The sequence below is a fragment of the Flavobacterium sp. 38-13 genome, from assembly GCF_001899155.1.
GTDB lineage: Bacteria > Bacteroidota > Bacteroidia > Flavobacteriales > Flavobacteriaceae > Flavobacterium > Flavobacterium lindanitolerans.
The window spans coordinates 41,783-66,912 of record NZ_MKVG01000023.1 but is presented as its reverse complement, the minus strand read 5'-3'; the positions used below and the strand labels follow the sequence as shown (position 1 = coordinate 66,912).

Below are 25,130 nucleotides of genomic sequence, written 5' to 3'. Positions count from 1 at the left end.
ATCTTTCGATTGATATAATTTGTAAATTTGCGCTTTCAAAAAACAACATATGAATTTACAAGATATCCCAAAAATAAAGCATCTCGACAGTAATAACTTTTTTCTTCTGGCTGGTCCATGTGCCATAGAAGGAGAAGAAATGGCACTTAGAATTGCTGAACGACTTGTTGAAGTTACCAACAAGCTGGAAATTCCTTACGTTTTCAAAGGTTCTTTCAAAAAAGCCAACCGTTCCAGAATCGACAGTTTTTCAGGAATTGGCGATGAGAAGGCCCTGAAAATCTTACGAAAAGTTTCTGAAACCTTTGATGTTCCAACCGTTACCGATATCCACACCAACGAAGATGCAGCTATGGCGGCAGAATATGTGGATGTGCTTCAGATACCTGCTTTTTTGGTTCGCCAGACAGACCTTGTCGTTGCGGCTGCCAACACAGGAAAGACCGTAAACCTGAAAAAAGGTCAGTTTATGAGTCCGGAAAGCATGAAGCATGCCGTACAGAAAGTATTGGACTGCAACAACCAGAAAGTAATGGTTACTGACAGAGGAACGATGTTTGGATATCAGGACATGATTGTAGATTACAGAGGTATTCCTACCATGCAGCAATATGCTACAACAGTCCTTGACGTAACCCACTCTTTGCAACAGCCAAACCAAACGGCAGGTGTAACCGGTGGAAGACCTGACATGATTGAAACCATCGCTAAAGCAGGAATTGCAGTTGGCGTTGACGGAATTTTTATTGAAACCCACTTTGACCCTGCCAATGCAAAAAGTGACGGAGCCAATATGCTGGACCTGAAATATTTCGAAGGACTCATGACCAAGCTGGTAGCCATTAGAAAAACCGTAAATAATTTTTAAACCGAATAACCTGATTTTTTAATAATAAATAATTCCCAATTTTGAAACATCCATTAATAGTGGGTGTACTTACTTTTTTTTGTGCTTTTTCACAGTACACCTTCGCCCAAGAGCTGGCAACGAGTCCTGAAAAATACACTGCCCACAACAAAGGAAAATTCTTTATCTATTGGGGTGGCAACAGAGAATCTTACACAAAATCAGACATTACCTTTAAAGGCGATGGTTACAATTTCACAGTAAACGATGTGAAAGCGCATGACAAGCCTAAAGGGTATCACTTAGATTACCTGAATCCGGCCAGAATGACTATTCCGCAAACCAATCTTAGGATTGGCTACTTTATCAGTGACCATTATAATGTTTCCATTGGTGTTGACCACATGAAATATGTAATGACTCAAGGCCAAACTGCCAATGTAACAGGAGAAATTAATCTTCCGGCATCAGAAGCAGGAGCCATACACAACGGCACCTATAACAATACACCAACTGTTATGTCTGAGGACTTTTTGAAATTTGAACACACGGACGGTCTTAATTATGTGCATGCACAAATCAACCGTGTGGATGATATTTCCAAGCTTTTCAGAATCTGGAATACAGACAAAATCCAGATTAACCTGACAGAAGGTATTGGAGGCGGACTTCTCTATCCAAAAACAAACGCAACCCTATTGAGCAAGAAAAGACATGACGATTTCCATATTTCCGGATACGGAGTATCTGCCCAGGTAGGTTTGAACCTGACTTTTTTCAAGCACTTTTTTATTCAGGGCGAATTAAAAGGCGGTTATATTGACATGCAGGACATTAAAACAACTGCCAGCAATGCCGATAGCGCTTCGCAACACTTTGGGTTCTTCCAAAGAATAATTACAGTAGGCGGAATCTTCAGGCTATAAGCAATTTAGAAAAATAATTTAAAGTCCCCCGAAAATTTCGGGGGATTTTTTTTGCCATTTCATTTTTATTATCTTACTTTGTTATTCAAAGTACTTTATATGGAGACAAACAAATATCTCAATGACATTTCAGAAATCAAGAATATGATGAACCGTTCTTCAAGGTTTATTTCCTTGAGCGGTCTGTCTGGTGTTCTGGCCGGTGTGTATTCCCTGATTGGTGCCTGGATGGCTTATAAGACCATTTATAGTGACAGCTCTGATTTAGGTAGTTATAAAAATCTGGTCGTTTCAGAAAGTTCCATAAAGAGACTTTTCGCTATTGCCATTATTGTTATACTCCTATCCATAGCAACGGGAATTTCTTTAAGTATCAAAAAGGCAAAAAAAGAGAATGAAAATATTTGGGATGCCTCTTCCAAAAGGCTGTTGATTAATTTTGCTATTCCTTTGGCAACCGGAGGTTTTTTCATACTGTTTCTCATTGAAAAAGAAATCTACGGATTTGTAGCTCCCCTAACCCTCATTTTTTATGGTCTTGCCTGTGTCAATGCCAGTAAATATACTTTGGGCGACGTTCGTTATCTGGGTATTACATTGATTATCATTGGCCTGATTTCTTCCTATTTCATTGGATATGGATTGTTGTTTTGGGCACTTGGTTTTGGTGTCTGCCATATTTTTTACGGGTTTAAGTTGTATTTAAAGCATGACAAAAATTAAAATTATATTTAAAGCGCTACAAATACTATCTTTGGCAGCGTTGTTTTCATGCGGAGGAACCTGGGAAAATGATGAAACGGTTTGGAAAAAGACTTTTAATTCGGAAAAGCCAAAAGAGGTGACTATAGTAAATTCAAAAATTTGGGTTTCGTCTCACTGGAGCTATGAATTTCAATCCTTTATGGAAGTAAAATCGAATAAAAAACTGTTGCATGCCTTTGAGAAACAATATGAGCTAGAAGACTCTCAGAAGTTTGAAGTTATAGAAATAACAGAAAAACCAAAATGGTTCACCCCTAAAACAGAAGAACATTATATCATAAAAAAAAGTAATCTTTATAATGACTTCAGGATTTTTATTGATAAGCAAACAAAGAATCTATTTATAACCTGTTCACAATTATAGTTTGAAAAATATCATCCAAAATATAAATAAGGCGTTCGACCACAGAATCCGACTCGGGATTATGTCTGTACTGATGGTCAACGAAGCTGCTGATTTTAATATGCTGAAAGAGCTTTTGGGTGTCACCGACGGCAATCTGGCCAGCCACACTAAGGCGCTGGAAGCTGAAAATTACATTTCAATTGAAAAACAGTTTATTGGGAAAAAGCCAAATACACGTTATATTGCCACAAAAGAAGGAAAAAAAGCCTTTAAGGAACACATTGACGCCCTTGAAAAACTAATCCAGAAAAGTTAAGATTTTTTTTATCCATTTACTTTGAAATACAAAGTACTTTTAAAATAATATGAGAGATTTATTTATCGAAAAACTATACGACATCAGTAAAAAGCCTTATCAAAAGCTTTTGAAAAAGAATGAACCCTGGAAAATTACCCATGCAGAACTGCTGCTTATGCCAAAACAAACTTTGGGATTCCATCTGGGCCAATTCCTATCCAAACACGGTTTTGAAATACAATCCAAACTCGAAGATCATGACGTGTTTCATGTGCTTACCAATACAGGAATTAAAGTTCCTGAAGAAATAGGCATGCAATACTTTTTGTTCGGAAACGGTAAACGGAGCCTGTATCTGTATATGGTAATAGCCACAGGAACGCTTTTCTATCCTGATAAAATTGGCTATTTCGAAAATCAGTACTTACGGGGTAAAAATGCGTTCCAATTCCATAATCTGGATTATTTCAAGATGCTTTCAATTCCTTTAAAAACAATACAAACCACTTTTAAAATCAAATAATTATGAAAAAACAAACAACCTTAAAAAACTGGTGGAAGATAAATTACAAATGGTCGCTTTCTTTGGCCGCCTTTATTATTGCCTGCTTGATACTGGCCTACAACATAAGCCGGGGCAGTTTCAAAGACATGGCCCAGGCCTATGCAGACCCTACCCTGTTTCAGAATGCCATAACCAAAGCCAATGAAAACACGAAAGTGATACAGGTTTTTGGAACGCTTGAGCCTATAGACAATCTGGCTATACTTGAAGGCAACACAAAATATACAAACGACAACAAGGCAATTGAGGCTACAGTAAGGGTAATCGGAAAAAAGGCACAGGGCAAAATGGACATTTCTGCCCAAAAAAACGGTTCAGAATGGACTTATGGACTTATTAAACTTAGGGTTGCAAAAACCGGACAGGAAATAACCGTCATCAAATGCTAAATATTCCAATTTTCTAAATCCGTTAACTTTAAAAATCATTTTTTATGAAAACCGAAAATTCTTTTCTTCAATCAACAACAGCCCGATTAATCCTGATAGGTGTACTTACAATTGTTCTGTTAATTCCATTGACATTTGTACAGGATTTGATTACCGAGCGTTCTTTTCGAAAACAGGAAGTCATTTCTGAAATTACAGCAAAATGGGGCGACAGCGTCCTGCTTTACGGACCAATAATCAAAATTCCTTACACGGTGCATTATCCCGTAAAGAATACGACAGAAACAGTTTCCGAAACCGAATATGCTTATTTTTTTCCGGAGCAGCTTAATGGCCATATCGATGTAAATACGACTGCGAAAAAAAGGAATAATTATGAAGCAGTGGTTTTTAGTTCGTCCATGAAGTTTGATGGAACTTTTACCAAACCCGATTTTAGCTCAAAAGATATTGCTACAGAAAATATACAATGGGATAAGGCTACTTTACTGATAAGGGCCAACAATCTTAAAAGTATAAAAGACGGTATGAAAATAAAACTGGGAGATAAAACCATGTCTTTTGAAACGGCTACCAGCGACCCTGCAACGTCAGTTTCTACTTTAGAAACACCCAACTTTGCTATTTCTGAATATTTTACAGACGAAAAACTGAATTTCAATTTTAATGTTGCCTATGATGGAAGCCAGGAATTAAAAATTGTTCCAATTGGGAAAACAACTTCTGTAAGTATGAAATCCAACTGGACATCTCCTAAATTTACAGGCTATTTTTTACCGGGCGGCAATTTAAAAAAATCGGACGATACCGGTTTTGAAGCCAGCTGGAAAATTCTTGATTTCAACAGGCCATTCGCTCAAAACTATTTTGGCGACTTTCCGGAATTGAAAAATTATTCTTTTGGGGTTGATTTTATTATTCCGGTTGACGAATACCAAAAGAATGAACGTGCTTCAAAATATGGCTTTCTGGTAATAGGCCTTACATTTCTAATCTTTTTTGTCATCCAATCCATCAGTAAAATCAGTATCCATATTTTCAATTACACCATGATTGGATTGGCTCTGGTTATGTTTTATACGCTTCTGATATCTATCACAGAACATAGCAGTTTCCTGAAGGCCTATTTAATTGCCGGAATTTCTGTAGTACTGATGATTTCGCTCTATTCTGTTTCCATATTAAAAAGTAAAAAGTTTGCGGCTTTTATAGGTCTTTCACTAACAGGTCTTTACTCCTTTATTTTTGTTATTATCCAACTTGAAAACTATGCGCTTTTGGCAGGCAGTATCGGGCTTTTTGTTATCCTGGGATTGGTAATGTACTTTTCAAGAAAAATTGATTGGAATGCGATAAAAGAAGAAGTTTAATTAGGAGTTAAAATTTAGCGTCTTAGCAACTTTGCGAGACTATTTCACGCAAAGTCGCTAAGACGCAATGTATTGAATGTTATACTTATTAAATATTACTTCTCTAATTCCCGAACCGTAATATAATTATCATCTTCCATTTTCCAGGAATTGCCTTTTATCTTAATCGTTTCGCCTATGGCTACTGTACGGTATTGTTTCGGGTCTTTCAGATTAGGAATACTGATTGTGGCATAATAAATCTTTCCGTCTTCGGCGGTCAGGATAGCCGTATAGCCGTCTTTCCCCTTGTTGATTTCATTGACTTTGCCCTGTACGGCAATCGTGTCGTTTTTTTCTTCTTTTCCTTCTTCAGGCGTCCTGATTTTCACGACTTCCGTTCCGTCTTCTTTAATAGTTGCCTGTTTGTTGGAATTACAGCCGGAAATAGCAATTGCCGCCACAAGCACAAATGATTTTAAAAATAGTCTTTTCATAGTGATATAATTTCCATAAAGATAAAGATAGCATCGTTAAAAAAGACAAAACAAGGCATAAAAAAAGCCCTGATAAACCAGGGCCTTATTTTTATTTACCATCAACAAAAGGTTGGAGATATTCAAATCTTTTGGTTAGTTTTCCATTTTCGGTTATTTTGGCACGTTGCAATATGCCGTCCTTGTCGCCATTAAAAAAGGCAGGAATGACATGTTCCATAAACATTTCACCAAAACCTTCGCTGGCATCTTTTGGCAGTTCGCATGGCAGGTTATCAACCGCCATAACTACAATAGCCGCCGGGTGATAAATCTCAACTTCCTTGTGCTCACTTGGCAAATAACCATACAATGGCTCAGCAATGGTTGAAGCTTTGATGGTTGACGCAATCGGACCGTCAACATCACAAGAAATATCGGCTACAATCTTAATTTTATTGTCTTTTGAATTAAGCATTTCTCTGGTCAGAATAACCGGAGCGCCGTTACCGTAGAAATGTCCGGCCATAAAAATATCTGCAACTTTTGAAAAACGCTCAAAATCTGAGGTATAGTCTTGCGGGTTATTATAAAAATCTTCTTTATCGATAACCTTTCCGTCAATACGTTTGTTATAATCCAATACATCAATTTGGGTATAAACAGGCTGGGTGTATTTTTTGGACAGAAAATCTTCCGGTGTTACTTCCTTTACCTTCATCCCATCAAGGATTTCCTTAGCTCCCATGCCCACTTTTCCGTGTCCGGTGAGAACTATTTTGATTGGAGGCAATATTTGTCGCTTTAATCGTGCCACCAAATCACTTTTTCCTGAAAGTGTTTCTGCTTTTGGCAGGTTAAACAATTCAAACTTAATTCCAAATGCCCTTATTCCATTATAGGCTCCAACTATTCCCGCATATCTTCCAAAACCTATAAGCCGTCTGTTATCGGTATCAACTATCGTTTCATGGTCATACAAATCGATATTTTTTTCCAGAATGGCCTGTAAAAGTTTGCGGTTATGGGGTTGTTTTTTTATGGTATGGGAAAAGAAAAAATACTTTTTCCCAGGAATCAATGCCTCAACAGGAACCTCTTTTACGCCAAAAAATACGTCACAATCTGAAACATCATCAGTTACATTCAAGCCTTGCGACCTGTATTCATCATCATTAAATATTCTGATATCAGAGCTTTCCACTTTCAGCTCCACTTCCGGGTGTTCTTTTAATAATCTTGAGGCTTCTTCCGGGGTAAATACTACTCTCCTGTCGGGTGGGTTTTTTCTTTCCTTAATAATTCCGAATTTCATAATAGTTTTTAAAAAATAAAGGGTGGTGTTTAGGTTAATTTCAGAAATGATTGAAAGCTTTTCAATATTTTAACAAAATCATTTCTTGGATTACAACTTTGTAACTACAACGTTATAATTTGTTCCAAATATAACATTAACCGCTAGCCCTCCAAAACTTTTATTCATAAAATATTGAGGATATTTTGTCATTTATACCCTAAAATGTTAAAGGAATATAACAATACAATAAGTTGCTTTTTATTTTGTTAAAGTAGAAACCATAATGTGCCTGTTTTTCTATATTTGCTTCCCAACCATTATAATTACAATGACATTTTCAAAATATATATACCCTTTGCTTGCTTCGGCATTGTTGCTTACATCATGCCAGGAAAAAAACAAACAGATTGCCTCTAACGAACCCGTTGAAAATAACACCGATGCGCTTTCACCTTACAGTATAAAATCAAAAAAACTTCCGGCCAGCTATGTTACTCCCAAACAGGAAAGTCTGGAAAAATTTTACGAAAAAAACTGGCCCAACAACTCTATGAACGGCGGTTTTCTGGTAGCCAAAAACGGGCAGATTATTTTTGAAAAATATGAGGGAAAGTCTAATTTTTCTAAAGGTGAAGACATTAGCGCCACTACTCCGCTGCACATCGCTTCGGTTTCCAAAGTATTAACAGCTACAGCCATATTGCGGCTTATAGACCGGGAAAAATTACACCTGGAAGACAAGGTGAATGCTATACTGCCTTCCTTTCCTTATGAAGAGATTACCATTAAAATGTTGCTGAATCACAGGAGCGGCCTGCCAAACTATGCCTATTTTGCTGATGATACTAAAGTATGGAACCGTTCAAAAATGCTGCACAATCAGGATATTCTTGATTTGCTGGCACAGCACAAATTCGGCCTGTATTTCAAACCTGACAGAAAATTTGGCTACTGCAATACCAATTATGCCATTCTTGCATTGGTTATTGAGAAGATTACGGGAAAAAATTACCGTGAGGCCATGAAAGAGATGATTTTTGAACCGCTCGGTATGAAAAACACCTATGTTTACGATTATTCAAAAGACAAAGAAACGGCAAGTCTTTCCTATAAAGGCAACAAAGTACTTTATGAACTGAACCATCTGGATGATGTGTATGGCGACAAGAATATCTATTCCACACCTCGCGACCTGCTCAAGTTTGATATGGCCACCTATTCAGACAAGTTCCTGAATCCGGTACTGGTTAGCGAAGCTTTCAAGGGTTACAGCTATGAACACCGCGGTACTAAAAATTACGGTCTTGGTATTCGTATGCTGGAATGGGAAACCGGAGAACAGCTGTTTTATCATAACGGATGGTGGCATGGAAACACTTCTTCTTATGTAAAGCTGAAAAAAGATACGGTAGCCTTGTTTGCCATTTCAAACAAATACACCCAAAAGACGTATAAAATCTGGAAATTGGCTCCTCTTTTTGGTACCTATCCTATTAAACTTGACAAAGACGACGTAATTAATTAGTAAAATATATTCTTTATTAAATTTTGTTGAAATGGCCTTGCATATTCAAAGGGTTAATCTTTTATAAAATATAGTAAACATGAAAAGCTAGTATATTACAACGCAATAGAGCTTTTACTAAAAAGCGTCGTTTTAATACAATTCTAAAAAAAATATCGGGTTTAATTTTGTTTTGTAATATCTCATATTATGAAAGTAGCACAAAACAAAATATCCCTATTTGCCCTGTTCATCCTTATTGTTTTTTTACTTTCCGATTGTCCAAGTAATGATAAAAATTTTCCAATAGATGCATATTGCAAAATTGACCGGAAAGACGAAGTATTTACAGGTCCTTTAGTCAACATGATTACCTGCGGTCATAATTCATCGTTTACAACGGTTTCGGATGCCAAAAGCGAACATTGACTGGTCTTGAAAATTTAAAAGTACCAATGTATATCGTCTGGAAGTAAAATCACAATACAGCGTTAAGGCATACTACCAAGATTTTCAATATTCTTTTTTGCCTATCTGCCCCAAATGAGTATTCTTAAAACTGTCATTATATTTTAATCCGTAACCCAAAATTCTATCCATCGATAAATGGGCTAATAGAATTATTCCAATCAACACGAGCAGGGAATTATGATACCAATACCCTATAACCATTACAGCAATTGCTATTAATTTATGATGGAAAAAATTATAAATCAAAGCACCCGTTCTGGAGCCAAAAAGGTAACCAATCATGGAGAAATCCGGAAGCAACAAACAAGCCGGAAAATACCACCAGGAATAATCCAATTGAGAGAATAAGGCTATTGAGAGTAAAAACTGGCCGACTTCTTCCAGTTTCAAAAGATTTTTCATTCCATTTGTCATAAGTTACTGAATGTATGAATGCTCATACAAAAATGCAAAACTTTAATATCCTGATACTGATAAAAACAATAATTTTCAATGGTATTTTTAATTCACCGTGCCATTCAAAAGACTTAAACATGAAAGAATTGGATTTTCTTTTCAGGACTTATTCACAGATTCAAAATCAAGGATTGGAAATGTATTTTTTTTAACTACTTTTGCGGTATGGTTTTTGCTTTATAGCAAGAGTTCTTAAACATATTGGGGTCGACTGGTTTTGACAGCGAGTCGAATTGAAAAGTAAGCACGTCGAGAACTGGGACAATTCTCGTTACTAAATGGTCCTACACTTTTACACGGCGAAAATAATTACGCTTTAGCTGCTTAATCTGAATTATAGTACGATTTGCCTAGTTCCTGCAAGGCAGGAAAGCTAGATTCTCCTTGAAAGCCTTGGTTTGTGGCGTTCTTAAAAGGGGAACCGTAAAAATAAACCTAGAAACAGTCAAGCTTCGGGGCTGTTTTGACAACTAAGAAGATAAGCATTGTGTGGCTGTTCCTGGCCTTGCACAATGACGAAAATCCAATCAGGAACTAAACGTGTAGAAAGCCTTTTGGTTGCTTGTTTGGACGGGAGTTCGACTCTCCCCGACTCCACGAAAAGCGACGATTTAGCTTAATAGAGCTAAATCGTCGCTTTTTCAATTAAAACACTCAAATACCTTCATCAGAGTATTTAATAGCGGTAGCCTGTTCTTCAGAATGATTGCTTAGACAGTTTTCAACTGCCAATACTTTAGATATTCTGCGATATCTTATCATTGATCATTTCATGCATTTTCCTGATATTGCCAATAGTTTCACTTTTTGTAACACTCAGTACAGGATTATTCTTAATAAAGGGTTTGGCTATCATTTTAAGCAAAAACGGCTGCCCCTTAAGCAGGCTGGTGGTATCTTTAAATGTCAACCTCATGAAAGGACTTTCGACAGGCCCCAACAGTTCAGCTTTTTTTATGTTTTCCCATGGCACAAACGCATTATAAAGCATTTGCTGGTTAATAAATATTCCATTACTGGCCACCCCAAATGAAGGCTTTTTAAGATCTTGCTTGAACCGCAAATAAAGATAGATAACCATAAAAGCAATGGCAAAACGACTACCCCACGTATATATGGTTGCAGGCCACCCAACGTCGGTTACGTACCGTAAATCTTTATATCTCCACGAGGTTACCAAGGCGCGGCGGGTATACTCCCAAAAAAACAGCCTGCAAATTGCAGCAGGAATGGCGCACACCAGTATGAGCACCGTAATATTTCGAAAGGATTTATTAATCGCTTGCCTGTTATGCGCAGCGGTTTCAATTAGATTCAGATTTTTCATTATACTGTTTATTTGGTTGATCTATATTCTCTACTACGTAATTTTAACTGGATCAGGAAAATCATTCTCCGTTAAATATGTCACTGTTATTTTTACTGGTTGCCCTTGTAGTTCCATACTTTGGAAATCTTCATCTGCTTCAACCTCACATAGAAAAGCTTCTTCCGAAATTGCATCACCCAGAATAATCCAGGGATGTCCAAATTGTGTTTCCACGTAGTAAATTTCCATTTTCGTGTTTCCCCTAGCGGATATAGTGCATCCCCCACCGGATAACCTTTGGATTTCGCCAATTAATATAAGGCTTACCAGCGTTAGCAATTCCAAAAGTAAGAAACAAAAACAAAAGGTAAGCAGATAATAAACTAACGTTAATTTCCGTGATACAAACGTTGGATATCCGCTAACAACTGTTTTTGAAGCTGATATCCCTCTTGCCATAAAAGCTAACTTAGTAATCCAGTTTTCCTATTTACGGCCATTTTTTAGTTATTAAAGTGATTTCTTTCACTTTGCGAAACAAATACCGCCTTAGCTTCTGCACCTTTACTGCCATCAGTAAGGTTTGTCGCAACACCGTTTTTCCATATTTTGGCAATTTTTTTGTGGCTGCATTCTCCTCATATCCTGCCATATATACAAATTGTTCTCATGAAAAAATACTAATAAACAAACAGCATTTTAAATTGACCAGTAGCAAATGCGTTTCCGCAATGGTTATTAAGCTATCGCAAGCGGTATTTTTTTACCTACTTAAACAAAAAAAAACTATCACTGAATACTATGAAAGGAAATTTAATAATGACATCGGAAAATGCGGATGCCTTCGAGATGAGTATCGGCATGCCGGACAACACGATAAAGGAAATGCGTCGTGTATCTTTTGAGAGAAAACTTCTTTAAAAACTGTCAAGCAGTGTTGGCTGCTTTTTATATCTACTAAAATCCAATATTATTTAACCGACTGACGTACTATGGCTACAACATTACGCCTTTCGGCTACAGTGCTCTATAGGTAATGACAGAACTTTGTATCATCAAATGTTATTACTATGGATTTAAAGAACAGTACTGTCCTCATTACAGGAGGAACCAGCGGTATAGGCCTCGAACTTGTAAAGCAGCTTACTGAAAAGGGAGCCCAGATAATTATTACGGGGCGCAGGCTTGAGGCTTTGAATGAAACAAAGAAGCAATTCAGTAACATTCACACTTTTCAGAGTGATGCGGGCAATCCGGAAGATACAAGGCGGCTTTTTGAAGAAGTTACCCGACAATTTCCAGACCTTAACATCATTATCAATAATGCTGGCGAAATGCGACTGATTGACATGTTGGACTCTTCCAAAAGCCTAGAAAACCTGATGCGTGAAATTGACATCAATCTTTCGGGAACCATCCGGATGGTACATCAGTTCCTGCCCCATCTAATCGAAAAACAATCTGCAGCTATTGTCAATGTCTCTTCTGCCATCGCATTTTTGACCTACTCTTCGGCACCTGTCTACAGCGCATCAAAGGCGGGAGTTCACGCCTTCACCATGGCTTTACGCCTGCAATTGAAGGGAACGAATGTAAAAGTGCTTGAATTTATTCCGCCGGGAGTCAATACTAATCTGCAAAATGAATGGATACTACAGCCGAACCCACGCCAGATGATGGACGCAGACAAAGTAGTGCAAGTGGCTATTAAGGGACTACAAAAAGATACGCCCGAAATCATGCCTGTTCTGGTAAAGATCATCAAGTTTCTGGGGCATATCATCCCTAAAGCACTGATGAACTTCGGCCACAGGGAATTTCAAAGATTCAGACAACTTAATAATCAACTAAAAACATAAAAATGAAAAAAAATGCTTTTGCAGTAATACTGCTACTCGTATCGATTACATCCTTTGCTCAGAAATTACCTGCCGACAAAATCGTGGGCGTTTGGCAGTGCGAAGATTATAAAATAGAAGTATTCAAATCAGGTAATACCTACTCGGCAAAGCTCTTGTGGTCCAAGGACATGTTCGAGACAGATGGCAAAACACCCAAGAGAGATAGTAAGAACCCTGACTCAAAAATGAAAAACCGACCGGTACAGGGCATCACCCATATTACGGGATTGGTATATGAAGATGGCGTATATGTAGACGGAAAACTCTACAGCATACAAGATGGCAATACTTACAGCCTCAAAGGCAAGCTTAAGACCGCCGATGAACTTGAGACCAGAGGTTATAAGGGAGTGCCGATGCTTGGGAAAACTTTTAAATGGAATCGTATAAAATAAGTAAGATGGAAACAAAAAATAACGACACACTATCAAAGTTCTGGTTCATGGCTTCCAACACTGTTCCTCCGATAGGTTTTTTTCTGTTTTTCAAGCACAGGAACCGCCACCCGAACAAAGCACGCCAGGCATTGGCAAGTGCCGTAATTGGCGTGCCAATCGCAATAGCCATGGGCTATATAATGAATGCTTACCTCCTTAAATAATATAATATGGTTAAAAATATAATTTCATTAGTTCTGCTGATTATATCGGTAGCACTTAATGTCCGACATTCTTGGAATACGTTCAATTACAAGGGCAATCCGGAGTCTGTCAAAGCAATGGCGGATCTTGGCATAGGCGAATCCGCCGTTCCTTTCCTTGGGGCCCTTGCTCTGCTGATTGCGGTACTTTTACTGATTCCAAGAACATTTTTCCTGGGAAACCTGCTCAATGCTTTTGTAATTGTCCTGATTATGTCATTGGCATTGCGTGCTGGCAATTACAAGATGGCACTGTTTGAGATTCCGTTTCTTGCAATGCCATTAATTATGATTGGGTTGGGATACCCTTTCAAAAAATAACTTAACTTGCATTATGGCAAATTCGACACCTTACAGGATAAAATCAGTATCGGAAATACACCGCTTAATGGGGCTTCCCAGCCCCTGCCATCCACTTATCAGTATTGTTGACCTTAAAGGCCTTCGGAATGATACCGGTATTGATGCGGTTATCTTTGACCTTTATGTAATTTCTATGAAAAGGGGCTGCGATGGTCTGCACTACGGGCAGCAGAAGTATGATTTTGACGAAGGGATTATGGCCTTTTTATCACCAGGACAGGTGTTGCGGGGCGAAGACGGCGGTGTGCCTCCCCATCTTGAAGGCTGGATGCTTTTTGTGCATCCTGATTTTTTATGGAATACCTCACTGGCCAAAAAGATAAAGAAGTATGAATACTTTGGATATTCGACCAGTGAAGCCCTGTTCCTTTCCGATAAGGAAGAGACTGTTATCAATGAAATTACAAAAAATATCAGGGACGAATACCATTCCAACATTGACAAATTCAGTCAGGACATTATCATTTCCAATCTTGAAACGTTACTGAATTATTCGGAGCGTTTTTATGAAAGGCAGTTCATCACACGTAAAGTCACCAACCATAAATTGCTGGAAGGCGTTGAAGAGCTGCTGGAAGATTATTTTAGCACGAACGAACAGGCATTGCACGGCATCCCTTCTGTCGATTTCCTTGCCCGAAATCTTGCAATCTCTCCAAAATATCTCAGCAGTATGCTCAAGCAGCTCACCGGGCTTACGGCCCAACAACACATACAGATGAAGATACTTGAACAAGCCAAAGAAAAGCTTTCAACCTCTGGACTTACCGTCAGTGAGATAGCATTTAGCCTTGGGTTTGAGCATTCACAATCGTTCAGCAAGTTTTTTAAAGGTAAAACAAAACTCTCTCCTTTGGAGTTTAGGCGGTCGTTCAATTGAATACTTGTTACCTCCGTTCCTGAGAGCTATCACGGCAGGCACACTACTTTCTGATTATTCGGAATACCCACTAAAAATGAAAATATACATAAAAATATCTCCTATTCACTTACTTAATATTCTTCCCAATTAAGTAAAACCAAGGTAATGCGGGCTGCTTATTCTGCTCATCACATTCCTGATGGCTAGTCACCCTTATCTTTCAACTTTTTTCGGTGGTTCCGTCCCCAGTCTCCCATAGCATTGGCTACTTCTTTCACGCTAAGCGCATATTCGGTGATCCTGTACTCTACTAATATTGGCGAAGTGTCATGCACTTTCCTGGTGATCAGCTTATTGGCCTCGAGCGCCTTAAGCTCTGCGGAAAGTACCCTGTTGGTGATCTTTGGCACAAAATCCTTTATGTCCTTGAAACGGTGGTTTCCATGCTTGATTGCGATGATTATTGGCAGTCTCCATTTTCCGCCGATTACATATAATGTGTCCTGCACGTGCAGGATCAGCTCCTTTATCTGCAATGCTACTTCTTCCGTCATGTCGGTATCCTTTAGTATATCGGTTACAAATGTATACTAAAACCAGATACCTTTGCAGGAGTAATAATTAAAATTTTAAACAATATGAAAACAGCGTTCATCACTGGAGCGAATAAGGGAATTGGCTTTGAGACCGCAAGGCAATTATTGCAACAAGGCTACCGTGTACTCATAGGCAGCCGCGACAGGAAAAGAGGAATTGAGGCCTTAGAAAAGCTTATCACCGAAGGATTTTCAAATGCAGAATTTATCCAGATAGATGTCACAGATACCGAATCTGTTGAAAGAGCCCGGGCGTCTTTGGGTGAAAAAACAGACACTCTGGATGTGCTGATCAATAATTCGGGAATCAACGGTATCGAATTCGATGGAGACAAACCCCTGATGCATACGGCAACAGAAACCGACGTAACCAAATTCAGGGAAGTATTTGAAGTAAACGTATTCGGGGTTATCAATGTAACGCAGGCATTTATGGATCTGCTCAAGAAATCAGATGAACCCAGAATTGTCAACGTAAGCTCCAGCCAAGGCTCGCTTACCCTTCACAGCGATCCTGATTTTATCCATTACAGGCACAAAGGTGTCGTGTATCAGTCCTCCAAAGCGGCATTGAACATGTATACACTTGTACTGGCCTATGAACTTAGAGACCTGCCGTTCAAGGTCAATGCAGTAAGTCCGGGCTCAACAAAGACAGATTTCAACCATCAGCTCGGGCAGGGTTCTGTTGAAGACGCAGCCAGAAGAATTATAAAATATGCAACAATAGGCAGCGATGGCCCGACAGGCAAGTTTTTTTCCGAAGATATGAATCCTGAAACAGGGGAAATTCCGTGGTAAAACCAGCAGGTAATTTTAATTCAATAAAAAGATACCAATAAGGGCAGTTTCTTATTGGTATTTTGCTTACTGCACTATTTTTGGTTTCTTTCAATTCATTCTAGCCTTTGTCATTTTAGCGCTGATTGATTTTATACAAAATGATTCCGCGATACCAATGATCGTCCATTGTTATCCGTTCTTTGATAGCATTAGGTACTTCAAAAGTCTTGGGAAAATAATAGAAATTGGAAGTATTACCGCTCATCTGGCAGTACCACAGAAAATCTGATCCTGTTTTCCTTTTGATCGACCTGAAACGTGCCTCCATTATTTTTAACGTATTCCTGGCATAATATCAGGCCAAGTCCAACGCCCTGTTCATTTCCGGTACCACGTGTAGCGCTTGCCATCTTATTCCCAATCATGTTGTCGATATCTATTCCAGGATTATCCGCAACTTCATTTTCCGTCAAAAATTGTACGCCTTCGGGTATAGATTGCAGCGTAAACCAGATCTTTCCGCCTAAGGGGGTGAATTTAATTGCATTATCGATCAGATTCCGTAACACAAGACTGACCTGATTGCGATCAGCGCTAATGATGCTATCACCTTCAACCAACTGTTCCAATTGGATACCTTTCTGTTTAATCAGAGGAAGATAGAGCACCAATAATTCATCGAATACAGCCTTTAATTCAAAACGGTCCTTTTTGGTTATCAGACCGTCCATCTGGCTTTGCGCCCAATGCAAAAGGTTATCCATCGTATAACTGACTGATTTGATTGTTTTTTTATTTTCTTCGAGTAGTTCCTGCAATTCCTCTGGAGTCAAGAGCTGCATGTCGCTCAGCGACAGGATACCTAAAAGGCTATTCAACGGGCTTCTAAGATCGTGTGCAATGATTGAAAACAGTTTGTTCTTGATGGCATTGGAACTCTCCAGCTCCTTGATAGTACTATTGAGCTGTAACGTACGTTCGTGTACCTTTTCCTCGAGGCGTTGATTCTGTGTTCTTACCAAAAACAGATTTTCGTCCCTGACCTCTTGTTCTGTTTTAATAAGCACTTTATACCGATCGCCCAGTGCGAAGGAAAGCAATAACAGTTCAAGGGTTGAGCCAATAGGCACCAGTTGAATCGTGAATTCGCTGGACGGGATAAGTCCGCCCAGGCTTAGCGTAACCATCGCTACAGTCACCCAGATAAAGAACCAGGCCACGATATAATACTTTGCAGGTCGGTGTCCGTTCCGATAGGCAATTACACCCGCAATCCATGCCACTACGGCTACTGTGACGGTCAGGAATTGAGCAATAGTTGTTGCCGTGTGTTTGAATCCCAAAGCACTGACAAAAAAAAGAATCAGACCAAGGCCACCAATCCCATAGAAAATGCCCAGCATCTTAGGTGCTCTTTGCCGCAGGTGGAGGAACTTATTGCAGAACAGTAGCGAGGCTATTACCGAAAAGCTCAGGAGAACATGTGGATACTGATTAAAAAAGATCCTTATTTCATCGCCAAAAATAAAACCGTATCCCCTGATGTAGATCAGCAGGTAGCTTGATAACGTAAGGACATATAATACGTAATAAAGATAAGTGATGTCCCTGACGCTGACAAACAGGAACAGGTTAAACAGCAACAGCCCAATCAACAACCCGATATAGATATATTCGATTCCCTGTTTGAACTCCTGCCCCTGTATCACGCTTTCTGCCGTAGCCAACTTTATTGGTGCCAGCAAGATATTATTTGTCTTCAATCGTAGATAGATCGTTTTATTTTCAATCTTTGAGGTGACCGGAAGATTCAGCATAAAGTTGTTTCGGACGATTACATTGGGCTGGGTAGTCCTAAGGGATCCCGTCTTAAAAAGGACTGTTTGGCCATTGCTATCGGTTGTGTAGGCATCGATATATTCGATATTGGGCGCATCAATGATAAGATACAGAGGTAAGTCCTGCTTTACAGTGTAACTGATTTTTATCCACCATGCCGAAGAAGTGTTACCAAAATTCAGGATTTCGTCCTTCCCTTTAGTAAATTCGGTATCGGCTAGTTTTTTGACATCGGTTAATGACATCGCTGAACTTTTATCTTCCAGGTAGTAAAGATCGTCACCTATATTTTGATAACTGAAATCATTGGTCGACTGTCCCTTGCAGCATACCGCGAAAAACATCAGGAATAAGGTTATTCCAATAGTGAAATGGATGTTTGACCTCAAGCTAATTCTATTCAGTAAACAGCTTATCAAAAAATTCCGTTGCAACATATTCCAAAATCTAAAATTAGCAGATGACAAAAATAGTACAAAACGGTATGTTCTTCGTAAGGTTCTATATCGAAGTTTTTGACATCCACACGGCACACAGTCATTTGTTAGTGTTACAGCTCTTTTCATGGAAGTTCTAGTATTAATATTAACAAAAACAAAACATTTGATAAATTCAGATGTAAGGAATGATCCCTCAAAAGGCAGCTCTGAGAGTTATTGCTATTCAATTTTTTACAAGCCTTTTTTAATACAATTCAACAGAAATCTCATCAGTATGCAGCTTGAATATAAATGCGGGCAATGTGACTGGCAACTTAGAAGCTTTCTCGATATGACTACAAATGTTCCTGATTTGGCTACATTCATAGCTAACAAAATCAGGAACTTTGCTATGTAAAATTTAAAAGATATAATTATGCATACACAATGAGAGAAAAACAGCACTGGTTTCAGGTGCTAACACTGGTGTCGGGTTCCAGATAGCCAAAGCTTTGGCTGATAATGGATACACGGTATATTTGGGCTTCAGAAACCTTAAAAAAGGAGAAGCGGCTGTTGCAGCCATCGGTGGCCTTACTAAAGCCCTTCAATTGGACATTACGGATAACGACTCTATAAAAGCGGCAGTGAACGGTCATTGAAAATGAATTCGGATACCTCACCGTACTTGTGAATAATGCTGCTATTTCAAATGCAGGAAAACCTGGACGGACTATGCAGGAAATTTTGTCAGCACAACTTGCCAGTATCACGTCGATAAATGAGATGAAGACCGTTTGGGAAACGAATATCTTTGGAACTCTGGCAATAACGCAGGCGTTTTTGCCATGGAATTGCTCCCTTATTTGCCATAAAAACTGAAGACAATTATCGTAAAATTTTACTGCATTTTTTAATTTTAGTACGCAGTCTTTTCGTTACCTCTCTCATTTCCGATTTGGACAAGTGTTTATCCTCCGCTGTATTTTTTAATGCTTCCTGATAAAAGGATTTTGCCTCTGAAACACGGTTTAAATGGAACAATGCATCTGCTTTTATTTCAAGATGACCCCAAAAACCCGGGAACTGCTTTAATTTATTGTCCTGTTCTTCCAGAATATTTATCCATTCCCATTCGTCATAAACAAAGCTAAGTCCTAATCCAAAACCTACTACCGGAGTAGCATTGTGGGCAAAGCCTGTCAAATCATTAAAACCAAAAGAAAGGTTCTTTTGATTTCTTAGTGTTTTTTGTACCTTAAACACGTTTTTTCTTAAGGAAATTTCATCCCATCTCTTATCACCAACGGCTAAGTAGAAGCTGCCATGAAGAAGGCTTGCCTTTTCAAGTAATAGTTCGATAACATCATTTTTGTTTGGCCAGTAAGCCGGACTAATTGCTATACAAGAATTAAAAACATCATTATCCTTCAGAAATGCGTACGTTGCAAAATATCCACCAAAAGAATGACCTGCTATGGTTATTTTATTTGCTTTCCCACACTTATCTTCAAGCAAAGGAATCAATTCTTCTTTAAGAAAATTTAGCAACTTGTCTTTCTCCAAAAGTTCCGTATTCCTGTTTTCGTGAATTATTCCAATCAAATAGCTCTGTGGTATTTCTTTATTAGCGATTAAATTGTTGGCAGATTGTAGAAATGACCCATTGATATTTTGGTCATCTGCATCCATATATACAATATAGTTGCTTTGTTTCTCCTCTGTCTTTGCAGGTGAGGGTTTTGTTATAATTACTTTTCTTTTGGCATCAAATACTTTTGAATGGATCGTTATCGTATCTGAAATACTCAAGTGTGAATAGCTTTGGGAAAAGCAAAAATTACAAGCAAAAAGTTGAATGAACAGAAAAATATTCCTTTTTGAAACAGTCGTTACCCAACCTGTTTTGAATGTTTTTTTAGCATTTTCTATAAAGTCTCCCAAAAGTGTAACGTATTGCATGGCATTTTTTTATATTTCAAAACTAAGCGAAACAATAACGAAAAAATTGTAAAATTGAGACATTAGCAATTTAAGGTTTTGCAATGTATTTCTTTTCCAAAACAGTTAGGTGGTAAAACAGAAATTCAATTGTGAACTCTTAATTTACGCCTGATGTGGTAGATTCTCAAAAGTATACTGTCATACCAAAGTGCCGCGGCCAGTAAGGCAACCGGAATGTATAGCGTCCTGATTCCAAGTTGGAGAAAAATAAAACCGCCCAAAAGTCCCCCTATAAAAAAGCAGCCGATAATTGCGGCTTTCAAAAGGATACTCTTTCTTAAGATAGCACGCTCAGACAATCCTCTGTAAAATAGTAATTGTGAGAGCTCTATTCCCAAATCGGTAAATAATCCGGTCAGGTGGGTGGTCCGTACTACAGATTGGGAAACTTTGGTCACAAGCGAATTTTGTAGACCCATGGCAAATAGCAGTAGACACGAAAGGAAAACTTTTGAAGGGAACTGGTCGTTGTCCATAGGCGTATCAGCAAAGCTAACCACCAGAAGCACAATAATTTCCAAACTTATAGGCAATGCATAGGAATGGATTACATTGCGTCTGGCAGCGATTTCAATTAAGATACTTGAAACGAATGCCCCGGCTAAAAAGAACACAACATAGAAAAGATATACCCAGACAAGGCCGTAATTTTTTGTGACAAATTCTTCCGATAAGAAAGCAAAATGACCGGTAACGTTGGTCGTCAACGTATTAAGACCCAGCACTCCGACAATATTTACAATACCCGCTACCGCCGACAAAAGTGAAGCCAGCCTGAGGTTGTGCAAATAGGTTCGCCCCTTTCCCGTATGTCTAAACATCCTGTTAACGCTTTAAAGTCAAATTAATAAAAACCCTACTCTATCATACAAATGGCCAATCCTACATCCCTGCGGGAATTTCTTCCTGAATTAATTTTTTATGCTTATTTCCCCAATCACTCAGTTGCTTCCAGATAGGAACCAATTCATTTGCAATCTCTGTCAGCTCATAATCTACCCTTGGAGGAACCTCAGCATGTACGGTTCTTTTTACCAAACCTGCTTTTTCTAATTCGCGGAGCTGCAATGTCAGCATTCTTTCCGTAATTCCGGTAATTCTATTTCTGATTTCGCTAAAACGGAGTTTTCCGTGTTCAAGTTTGCACAGGATAAGCAATTTCCATCTTCCCCCAATCTTACAGATAGCATACGTAAGGTCGCACTCCGTAATAATATACTGTTCATTGATGCTGTTTGTTGAATTTTCCTTTCTCTTTCCCATTACTTACAAATTTGTTCGTACCACACAATTAGCTGTGTACAATGCAAATGTATGGCTTCTATTTAATTTTGCCTAAAACTTAAATAAAACATGAAAAAACTTATCGGAATACTTATGATAGCGGGACTGATTTCCTGTAAAACAATTAACAGTAATAACAAAATGAATAAAATTGAATTGACCCCGGAACTATCCAAAATAGTGGACAATCTCCAAAAGATCCATGTGTTTGACGGCAAAAATCCTTTAGATATCAGCCGGAAAGGATATGAAACGATGGCCGTTCAGCTTGGTGGCAAAAAAGAAATGGTCAGGATGATTGAAGAATTTGAGATTTCTCAAAAGAATCACAAAATTCCGGTGAGAATCTACAGACCTAACGGAAATGAAAGTAAATCGCCCGCCATCGTTTATCTTCATGGCGGTTGGTTTGTTTCCGGAAGTTTTGAAACCCATGACGCTATTGTTCGCCAATTGGCCAATGCTACGGGCGCCGCCATTGTCTTTGTTGATTATCGTTTGGCTCCTGAATATCCTTTTCCTGCAGGCTTTGATGATGCCCAATCAGCCACTGAATGGATTATTGCTAATGCAGATTATTTAAATTTCGATAAAAATAAAATCGGAATTATAGGCGACAGCGCGGGAGGAGCTTTGGCTGTAGGTGTTTCAACACAACTTGCCCGCCAATTGAGATTTCAGGTGCTGATTTATCCTGCGACAGATAATAAATTAAATACAAAAACATGGGAAGTCTACGAAAATGGTCCCATAATTAATAAAGAAGAAGGAATAAGAGCCTGGAACTGGTATTTGTCCAGTCCCAAAGACCTGCAAAACCCTTTGGCAGTTCCTTCTCTGATCAAAGATTTTAAAAATACGCCACCAACTTTGGTTGTATTAGCTGAACACGATCCCCTGCGGGATGAAGGACAACAACTGGCAGAGAACATGAAAGCATCCGGAGTTCAGGTTAAGATTTTGGATTACAAAGAGATGGTTCATGGTTTTATGCACATGGGGGCTGTTTTAAAAGAAACCGGAGAAGCAGTTCAGCAAATCGCAGCATTTACGAAAGAAAATTCAAAATAACATTCCAAAGAGTTTTATATGAAGAAGTATGCCTATATTGGTTGTTTGGGCTTTATTGCCGTTATCACCACCGAATTCGGGGTTATTGGAATTTTACCGCAGATTGCTGAACATTATAAAATAAGTATTGATAAGGCCGGTTACCTTTTAAGTGCCTTTGCTCTGGTCATTGCACTTACAGGACCATTCATGACCTTACTGGTTTCGGGTTTTGATCGTAAAAAGATTATGCTCACCTCCATTGCCATATTTCTTATAACAGGTTTTGTCTCCTCCTTTTCGCCTCCATTCTGGATTTTGATGTTGGTGCGGATTCTTCCCGCATTTTTACAACCCGTTTATATTGCCACGGCCCTATCTGTTGCTGTTTCTAATGCTGATGATGATAAGAAAAACGAATTAATGAGTATTGTTTTCAGCGGAGTAACCCTGGCAATGGTGACTACGGTTCCTTTTGCGACGTGGCTTTCGAGTCTGTGGTCCTGGGAATATTCATTTATGCTCCAAACAGTTGTAAGCCTTATTGCCTTGTCCGTGATTTATCTTATGCTTCCTTCAATGCCTGTAAGCAAGAAAAAATCCTATGGAACACAATTGAAAATCCTGACCCAGCCGGCGTTTATTTTAAGCACCGCAGCTAACTTTTTCATGATTACTGCGTGGTTTTCCACCTATAGCTATTTTGCCGATTATTTGAATAGAGCAAAAGGAATGGACGAAACCATGATAAGTTATATGCTGTTTGTCTTTGGAATTGTTGGTGTTTTTTCAACCTGGCTTGCAGGAAAAATGCTTAACCGGAATGTGACCAAAACAACGGCTTTTTTTCTTTCCGGAACTTTAGTAATTCCCGTCCTGTTGTACTTTTCGAACGGTAATTTGTTACTAACTATTGCAGTGATTGCAATCTGGGGTTTTATGTACTCGCCAAGCTTCCTGAATGCCTCTACCTATATGATCTCGTCGGTTCCCGATTCTCTGGAATTTGCAAACAGTCTGGCAACCTCATTTGGAAATCTGGGAGTAACCTTAGGAACTACTCTGGGTGGCTGGATGATTGTAAGCAAAGGTGTAGCATACAATCCCTGGATTGGATTTGTATTTGGTTTGCTGGCCTTTCTAATGATGATATTAAGGAGCTTTTATGAAAAGAGCGATAGACAAATTATTGCACACTAATCAGTATACTATTTATTCAATTCCATATTTTAGTTTTATTTCTTTTCTCTTTTTTTCATCCGCCATCTTAAAACCAAAATCGCTGCTTTGAGAGCCAAAAACCTGATAACCATATTTTAGACCATAATACCTGTCAATCAGCATTTTCAAGGGTGTTGAACTCAACTCCTTCTCTTTTACTGCAATGTGAACAACAGGTAAGTATTTTTCCATCATTTCAATATTTGAATGCTGAATAACAGCCCACATAACACTTTCGAATTTTTCACCTACCAAACTTTTACCTATATAGGTTTTGTACTTTTTGTGCAACTCGTTTATAATTTTTTGGTTCTGGCTGTCCAGTTCTTTTTGTTTGGTTAGGAAGTCTTTGGTGTCCCTGTATTTTCGGTCATCACTATCAATCTGATAGATTTGCTGAATTAAGTTATAGTCCAGATTATTTTTCAGGGAATATTCTTTAGCATCAAAATTCTTTTGTGTTGAAATTAATTTACATTCTTCCATTTTTTTATCATACTCTGCCCGGACAATATCAAATTTGGGATTCTTGTTTAAAGAGTTTTCGAATGTAATACAGTATTCGCAACTGCCATTGGCATTCTTAAACTTTTCGAATGCAATTTTTATATTTTCATTACTTTCCTCTAGTTTGAGGAAAGCAATGAATACATTGAAATAGTCGGCAAGATTGAAATTTTCAGGACGATTCTTTGTTGCTGTTTTGGTTTCATTTAAAATCATCATTCCGTAATCAAAATCTTTTTTAGAAACATTTGAGTTTTGATTAGGGTATAAGCAAGAACCTGACTTTCAAAATTATCATAGTCAAATCTCACTGAATTTTGAGCCTTACAATAAAACGTACCTACTGTTAATAGAAGAAATATAATTTTTTTCATTTTGATTGTTCTATATTGAATTTCACTATGTTTTTTGCTACCAGCAATTTTATTGGCTATTGTACACGAAAAACACCTGCGGAATTTTGCAATAGTAAAAATATGAAATATGTTATGATGATTGGCTATTTGCTTCAATTACTCCCATGCCATAAACGCTTCAAAAGCAAAATAAAGCAAGGCGATATAAAAGCCGTACTTGATAATTTTCTTAACAGACCTGTACAGCATTAACAAATATGGATTGTAGACAGCGCTATTGAATATTGGTTTTGTTTCCTGTGTCATT

At 38.3% G+C, this 25,130-nt stretch carries 32 protein-coding genes and 1 other RNA gene; 21 read left to right on the top strand and 12 right to left on the bottom strand.

The features are described 5' to 3' along the window. Nucleotides 1-49: 49 nt before the first annotated feature. From kdsA to creD, 8 genes are all read left to right on the top strand, one after another. On the top strand, nt 50-868 hold the full coding sequence (kdsA, locus tag BGO88_RS17105) for a 3-deoxy-8-phosphooctulonate synthase (protein WP_286707706.1): 819 nt from the start codon (nt 50-52) through the stop codon (nt 866-868). A 41-nt stretch (nt 869-909) separates the two neighbouring features. Further along, nucleotides 910-1,773 carry a hypothetical protein gene (locus BGO88_RS17100; RefSeq protein WP_286707705.1) on the top strand — a complete coding sequence of 288 codons (864 nt, stop codon included), beginning with the start codon at nt 910-912 and terminating at the stop codon, nt 1,771-1,773. Nucleotides 1,774-1,872: 99 nt separating this feature from the next. Then, nucleotides 1,873-2,496, top strand: coding sequence for a hypothetical protein (locus BGO88_RS17095; protein WP_101472304.1), 624 nt, complete (start codon nt 1,873-1,875; stop codon nt 2,494-2,496). Continuing rightward, the gene (locus BGO88_RS17090) at nt 2,483-2,902 is read left to right on the top strand and encodes a hypothetical protein (RefSeq protein WP_286707704.1); all 420 of its coding nucleotides are present in this window, start codon (nt 2,483-2,485) and stop codon (nt 2,900-2,902) included. The genes BGO88_RS17095 and BGO88_RS17090 overlap by 14 nt, the downstream gene beginning before the upstream one ends. A 1-nt stretch (nt 2,903) precedes the next feature. Continuing rightward, nucleotides 2,904-3,200, top strand: a complete 297-nt coding sequence (locus BGO88_RS17085) for a winged helix-turn-helix domain-containing protein (RefSeq protein WP_056065667.1) — start codon at nt 2,904-2,906, stop codon at nt 3,198-3,200. Nucleotides 3,201-3,249: 49 nt separating this feature from the next. Beyond that, nucleotides 3,250-3,705, top strand: a complete 456-nt coding sequence (locus BGO88_RS17080) for a hypothetical protein (RefSeq protein ID WP_286707703.1) — start codon at nt 3,250-3,252, stop codon at nt 3,703-3,705. A 2-nt stretch (nt 3,706-3,707) separates the two neighbouring features. Continuing rightward, nucleotides 3,708-4,136, top strand: a complete 429-nt coding sequence (locus BGO88_RS17075) for a cytochrome c oxidase assembly factor Coa1 family protein (protein WP_286707702.1) — start codon at nt 3,708-3,710, stop codon at nt 4,134-4,136. Nucleotides 4,137-4,180: 44 nt separating this feature from the next. Then, a complete protein-coding gene (gene creD / locus BGO88_RS17070; RefSeq protein WP_286707701.1) occupies nt 4,181-5,506 on the top strand; it encodes a cell envelope integrity protein CreD in 1,326 nt (441 codons plus the stop codon). A gap of 95 nt (nt 5,507-5,601) precedes the next feature. Here creD and BGO88_RS17065 read toward each other — a convergent pair whose 3' ends face one another. After that, the gene (locus BGO88_RS17065; protein WP_286707700.1) at nt 5,602-5,982 is read right to left on the bottom strand and encodes a hypothetical protein; all 381 of its coding nucleotides are present in this window, start codon (nt 5,980-5,982) and stop codon (nt 5,602-5,604) included. Nucleotides 5,983-6,073: 91 nt separating this feature from the next. Beyond that, entirely contained in the window at nt 6,074-7,276 is a 1,203-nt protein-coding gene (locus BGO88_RS17060) for an NAD(P)-dependent oxidoreductase (protein ID WP_286707699.1), read from the bottom strand. A gap of 310 nt (nt 7,277-7,586) precedes the next feature. Here BGO88_RS17060 and BGO88_RS17055 point away from each other — a divergent pair, with 310 nt between their 5' ends. Further along, nucleotides 7,587-8,783, top strand: a complete 1,197-nt coding sequence (locus tag BGO88_RS17055; RefSeq protein WP_273237832.1) for a serine hydrolase domain-containing protein — start codon at nt 7,587-7,589, stop codon at nt 8,781-8,783. Nucleotides 8,784-8,972: 189 nt separating this feature from the next. Further along, entirely contained in the window at nt 8,973-9,191 is a 219-nt protein-coding gene (locus BGO88_RS17050; protein WP_286707698.1) for a hypothetical protein, read from the top strand. An 84-nt stretch (nt 9,192-9,275) separates the two neighbouring features. Here BGO88_RS17050 and BGO88_RS17045 read toward each other — a convergent pair whose 3' ends face one another. Further along, nucleotides 9,276-9,635: a DUF4260 domain-containing protein gene (locus BGO88_RS17045; protein WP_286707697.1), complete on the bottom strand. Its 360-nt coding sequence runs from the start codon at nt 9,633-9,635 to the stop codon at nt 9,276-9,278. 257 nt (nt 9,636-9,892) lie between these two features. On the opposite strand from BGO88_RS17045, the gene ssrA reads away from it, so the two are divergent. Then, nucleotides 9,893-10,289, top strand: a transfer-messenger RNA (tmRNA) gene (gene ssrA / locus BGO88_RS17040). 136 nt (nt 10,290-10,425) lie between these two features. Here ssrA and BGO88_RS17035 read toward each other — a convergent pair. Further along, nucleotides 10,426-11,016 carry a hypothetical protein gene (locus BGO88_RS17035; protein WP_286707696.1) on the bottom strand — a complete coding sequence of 197 codons (591 nt, stop codon included), beginning with the start codon at nt 11,014-11,016 and terminating at the stop codon, nt 10,426-10,428. A gap of 33 nt (nt 11,017-11,049) precedes the next feature. Next, complete coding sequence (locus tag BGO88_RS17030) at nt 11,050-11,457, bottom strand: hypothetical protein (protein ID WP_286707695.1); 408 nt, start codon at nt 11,455-11,457, stop codon at nt 11,050-11,052. 611 nt (nt 11,458-12,068) lie between these two features. Here BGO88_RS17030 and BGO88_RS17025 point away from each other — a divergent pair. Genes BGO88_RS17025 through BGO88_RS17005 form a run of 5 tightly spaced genes read left to right on the top strand, consistent with a single transcriptional unit; the run spans nt 12,069 to nt 14,782 of the window. Further along, a complete protein-coding gene (locus BGO88_RS17025) occupies nt 12,069-12,857 on the top strand; it encodes an SDR family oxidoreductase (RefSeq protein WP_286707694.1) in 789 nt (262 codons plus the stop codon). A gap of 2 nt (nt 12,858-12,859) precedes the next feature. Further along, the gene (locus tag BGO88_RS17020; RefSeq protein WP_277014883.1) at nt 12,860-13,294 is read left to right on the top strand and encodes a DUF2147 domain-containing protein; all 435 of its coding nucleotides are present in this window, start codon (nt 12,860-12,862) and stop codon (nt 13,292-13,294) included. Nucleotides 13,295-13,299: 5 nt separating this feature from the next. Beyond that, nucleotides 13,300-13,500 (top strand): hypothetical protein, encoded by a 201-nt coding sequence (locus tag BGO88_RS17015; RefSeq protein WP_101472327.1) that lies wholly within the window; start codon nt 13,300-13,302, stop codon nt 13,498-13,500. Between the two features lie 6 nt (nt 13,501-13,506). Next, nucleotides 13,507-13,860 (top strand): DoxX family protein, encoded by a 354-nt coding sequence (locus tag BGO88_RS17010; protein WP_286707693.1) that lies wholly within the window; start codon nt 13,507-13,509, stop codon nt 13,858-13,860. A gap of 13 nt (nt 13,861-13,873) precedes the next feature. After that, nucleotides 13,874-14,782 carry a helix-turn-helix domain-containing protein gene (locus BGO88_RS17005; RefSeq protein ID WP_056065612.1) on the top strand — a complete coding sequence of 303 codons (909 nt, stop codon included), beginning with the start codon at nt 13,874-13,876 and terminating at the stop codon, nt 14,780-14,782. 185 nt (nt 14,783-14,967) lie between these two features. Here the strand turns inward: BGO88_RS17005 and BGO88_RS17000 are convergent, their stop codons facing one another. Then, entirely contained in the window at nt 14,968-15,318 is a 351-nt protein-coding gene (locus tag BGO88_RS17000) for a winged helix-turn-helix transcriptional regulator (RefSeq protein ID WP_056065610.1), read from the bottom strand. 84 nt (nt 15,319-15,402) lie between these two features. On the opposite strand from BGO88_RS17000, the gene BGO88_RS16995 reads away from it, so the two are divergent. Continuing rightward, entirely contained in the window at nt 15,403-16,161 is a 759-nt protein-coding gene (locus tag BGO88_RS16995; RefSeq protein WP_286707692.1) for an SDR family oxidoreductase, read from the top strand. 236 nt (nt 16,162-16,397) lie between these two features. Here the strand turns inward: BGO88_RS16995 and BGO88_RS16990 are convergent, their stop codons facing one another. Then, the gene (locus BGO88_RS16990) at nt 16,398-18,371 is read right to left on the bottom strand and encodes a sensor histidine kinase (RefSeq protein WP_286707691.1); all 1,974 of its coding nucleotides are present in this window, start codon (nt 18,369-18,371) and stop codon (nt 16,398-16,400) included. Between the two features lie 325 nt (nt 18,372-18,696). Between BGO88_RS16990 and BGO88_RS16985 the strand changes: the two genes are divergently transcribed. Together BGO88_RS16985 and BGO88_RS16980 are read left to right on the top strand one after the other, a co-directional pair. After that, nucleotides 18,697-18,819, top strand: coding sequence for a hypothetical protein (locus BGO88_RS16985; RefSeq protein ID WP_273237821.1), 123 nt, complete (start codon nt 18,697-18,699; stop codon nt 18,817-18,819). A gap of 22 nt (nt 18,820-18,841) precedes the next feature. Beyond that, nucleotides 18,842-19,063, top strand: a complete 222-nt coding sequence (locus BGO88_RS16980; RefSeq protein ID WP_353743430.1) for an SDR family NAD(P)-dependent oxidoreductase — start codon at nt 18,842-18,844, stop codon at nt 19,061-19,063. Nucleotides 19,064-19,289: 226 nt separating this feature from the next. Here the strand turns inward: BGO88_RS16980 and BGO88_RS16975 are convergent, their stop codons facing one another. The 3 genes from BGO88_RS16975 to BGO88_RS16965 all read right to left on the bottom strand — a co-directional run bounded on the left by BGO88_RS16975 (nt 19,290) and on the right by BGO88_RS16965 (nt 21,668). Beyond that, nucleotides 19,290-20,363 (bottom strand): alpha/beta hydrolase, encoded by a 1,074-nt coding sequence (locus BGO88_RS16975; RefSeq protein ID WP_286707690.1) that lies wholly within the window; start codon nt 20,361-20,363, stop codon nt 19,290-19,292. A gap of 125 nt (nt 20,364-20,488) precedes the next feature. Further along, on the bottom strand, nt 20,489-21,226 hold the full coding sequence (locus BGO88_RS16970; protein ID WP_286707689.1) for a YoaK family protein: 738 nt from the start codon (nt 21,224-21,226) through the stop codon (nt 20,489-20,491). Between the two features lie 61 nt (nt 21,227-21,287). Beyond that, complete coding sequence (locus BGO88_RS16965) at nt 21,288-21,668, bottom strand: winged helix-turn-helix transcriptional regulator (protein WP_286707688.1); 381 nt, start codon at nt 21,666-21,668, stop codon at nt 21,288-21,290. A 90-nt stretch (nt 21,669-21,758) separates the two neighbouring features. Between BGO88_RS16965 and BGO88_RS16960 the strand changes: the two genes are divergently transcribed. Together BGO88_RS16960 and BGO88_RS16955 are read left to right on the top strand one after the other, a co-directional pair. Next, nucleotides 21,759-22,760, top strand: coding sequence for an alpha/beta hydrolase (locus tag BGO88_RS16960; RefSeq protein WP_286707687.1), 1,002 nt, complete (start codon nt 21,759-21,761; stop codon nt 22,758-22,760). 18 nt (nt 22,761-22,778) lie between these two features. Continuing rightward, a complete protein-coding gene (locus BGO88_RS16955) occupies nt 22,779-23,939 on the top strand; it encodes an MFS transporter (protein WP_286707686.1) in 1,161 nt (386 codons plus the stop codon). 12 nt (nt 23,940-23,951) lie between these two features. Here BGO88_RS16955 and BGO88_RS16950 read toward each other — a convergent pair whose 3' ends face one another. Both BGO88_RS16950 and BGO88_RS16945 read right to left on the bottom strand, forming a co-directional pair. Next, on the bottom strand, nt 23,952-24,686 hold the full coding sequence (locus tag BGO88_RS16950) for a hypothetical protein (RefSeq protein WP_286707685.1): 735 nt from the start codon (nt 24,684-24,686) through the stop codon (nt 23,952-23,954). Nucleotides 24,687-24,979: 293 nt separating this feature from the next. Then, nucleotides 24,980-25,129 (bottom strand): hypothetical protein, encoded by a 150-nt coding sequence (locus BGO88_RS16945; protein ID WP_286707684.1) that lies wholly within the window; start codon nt 25,127-25,129, stop codon nt 24,980-24,982. Nucleotide 25,130 lies beyond the last annotated feature (1 nt).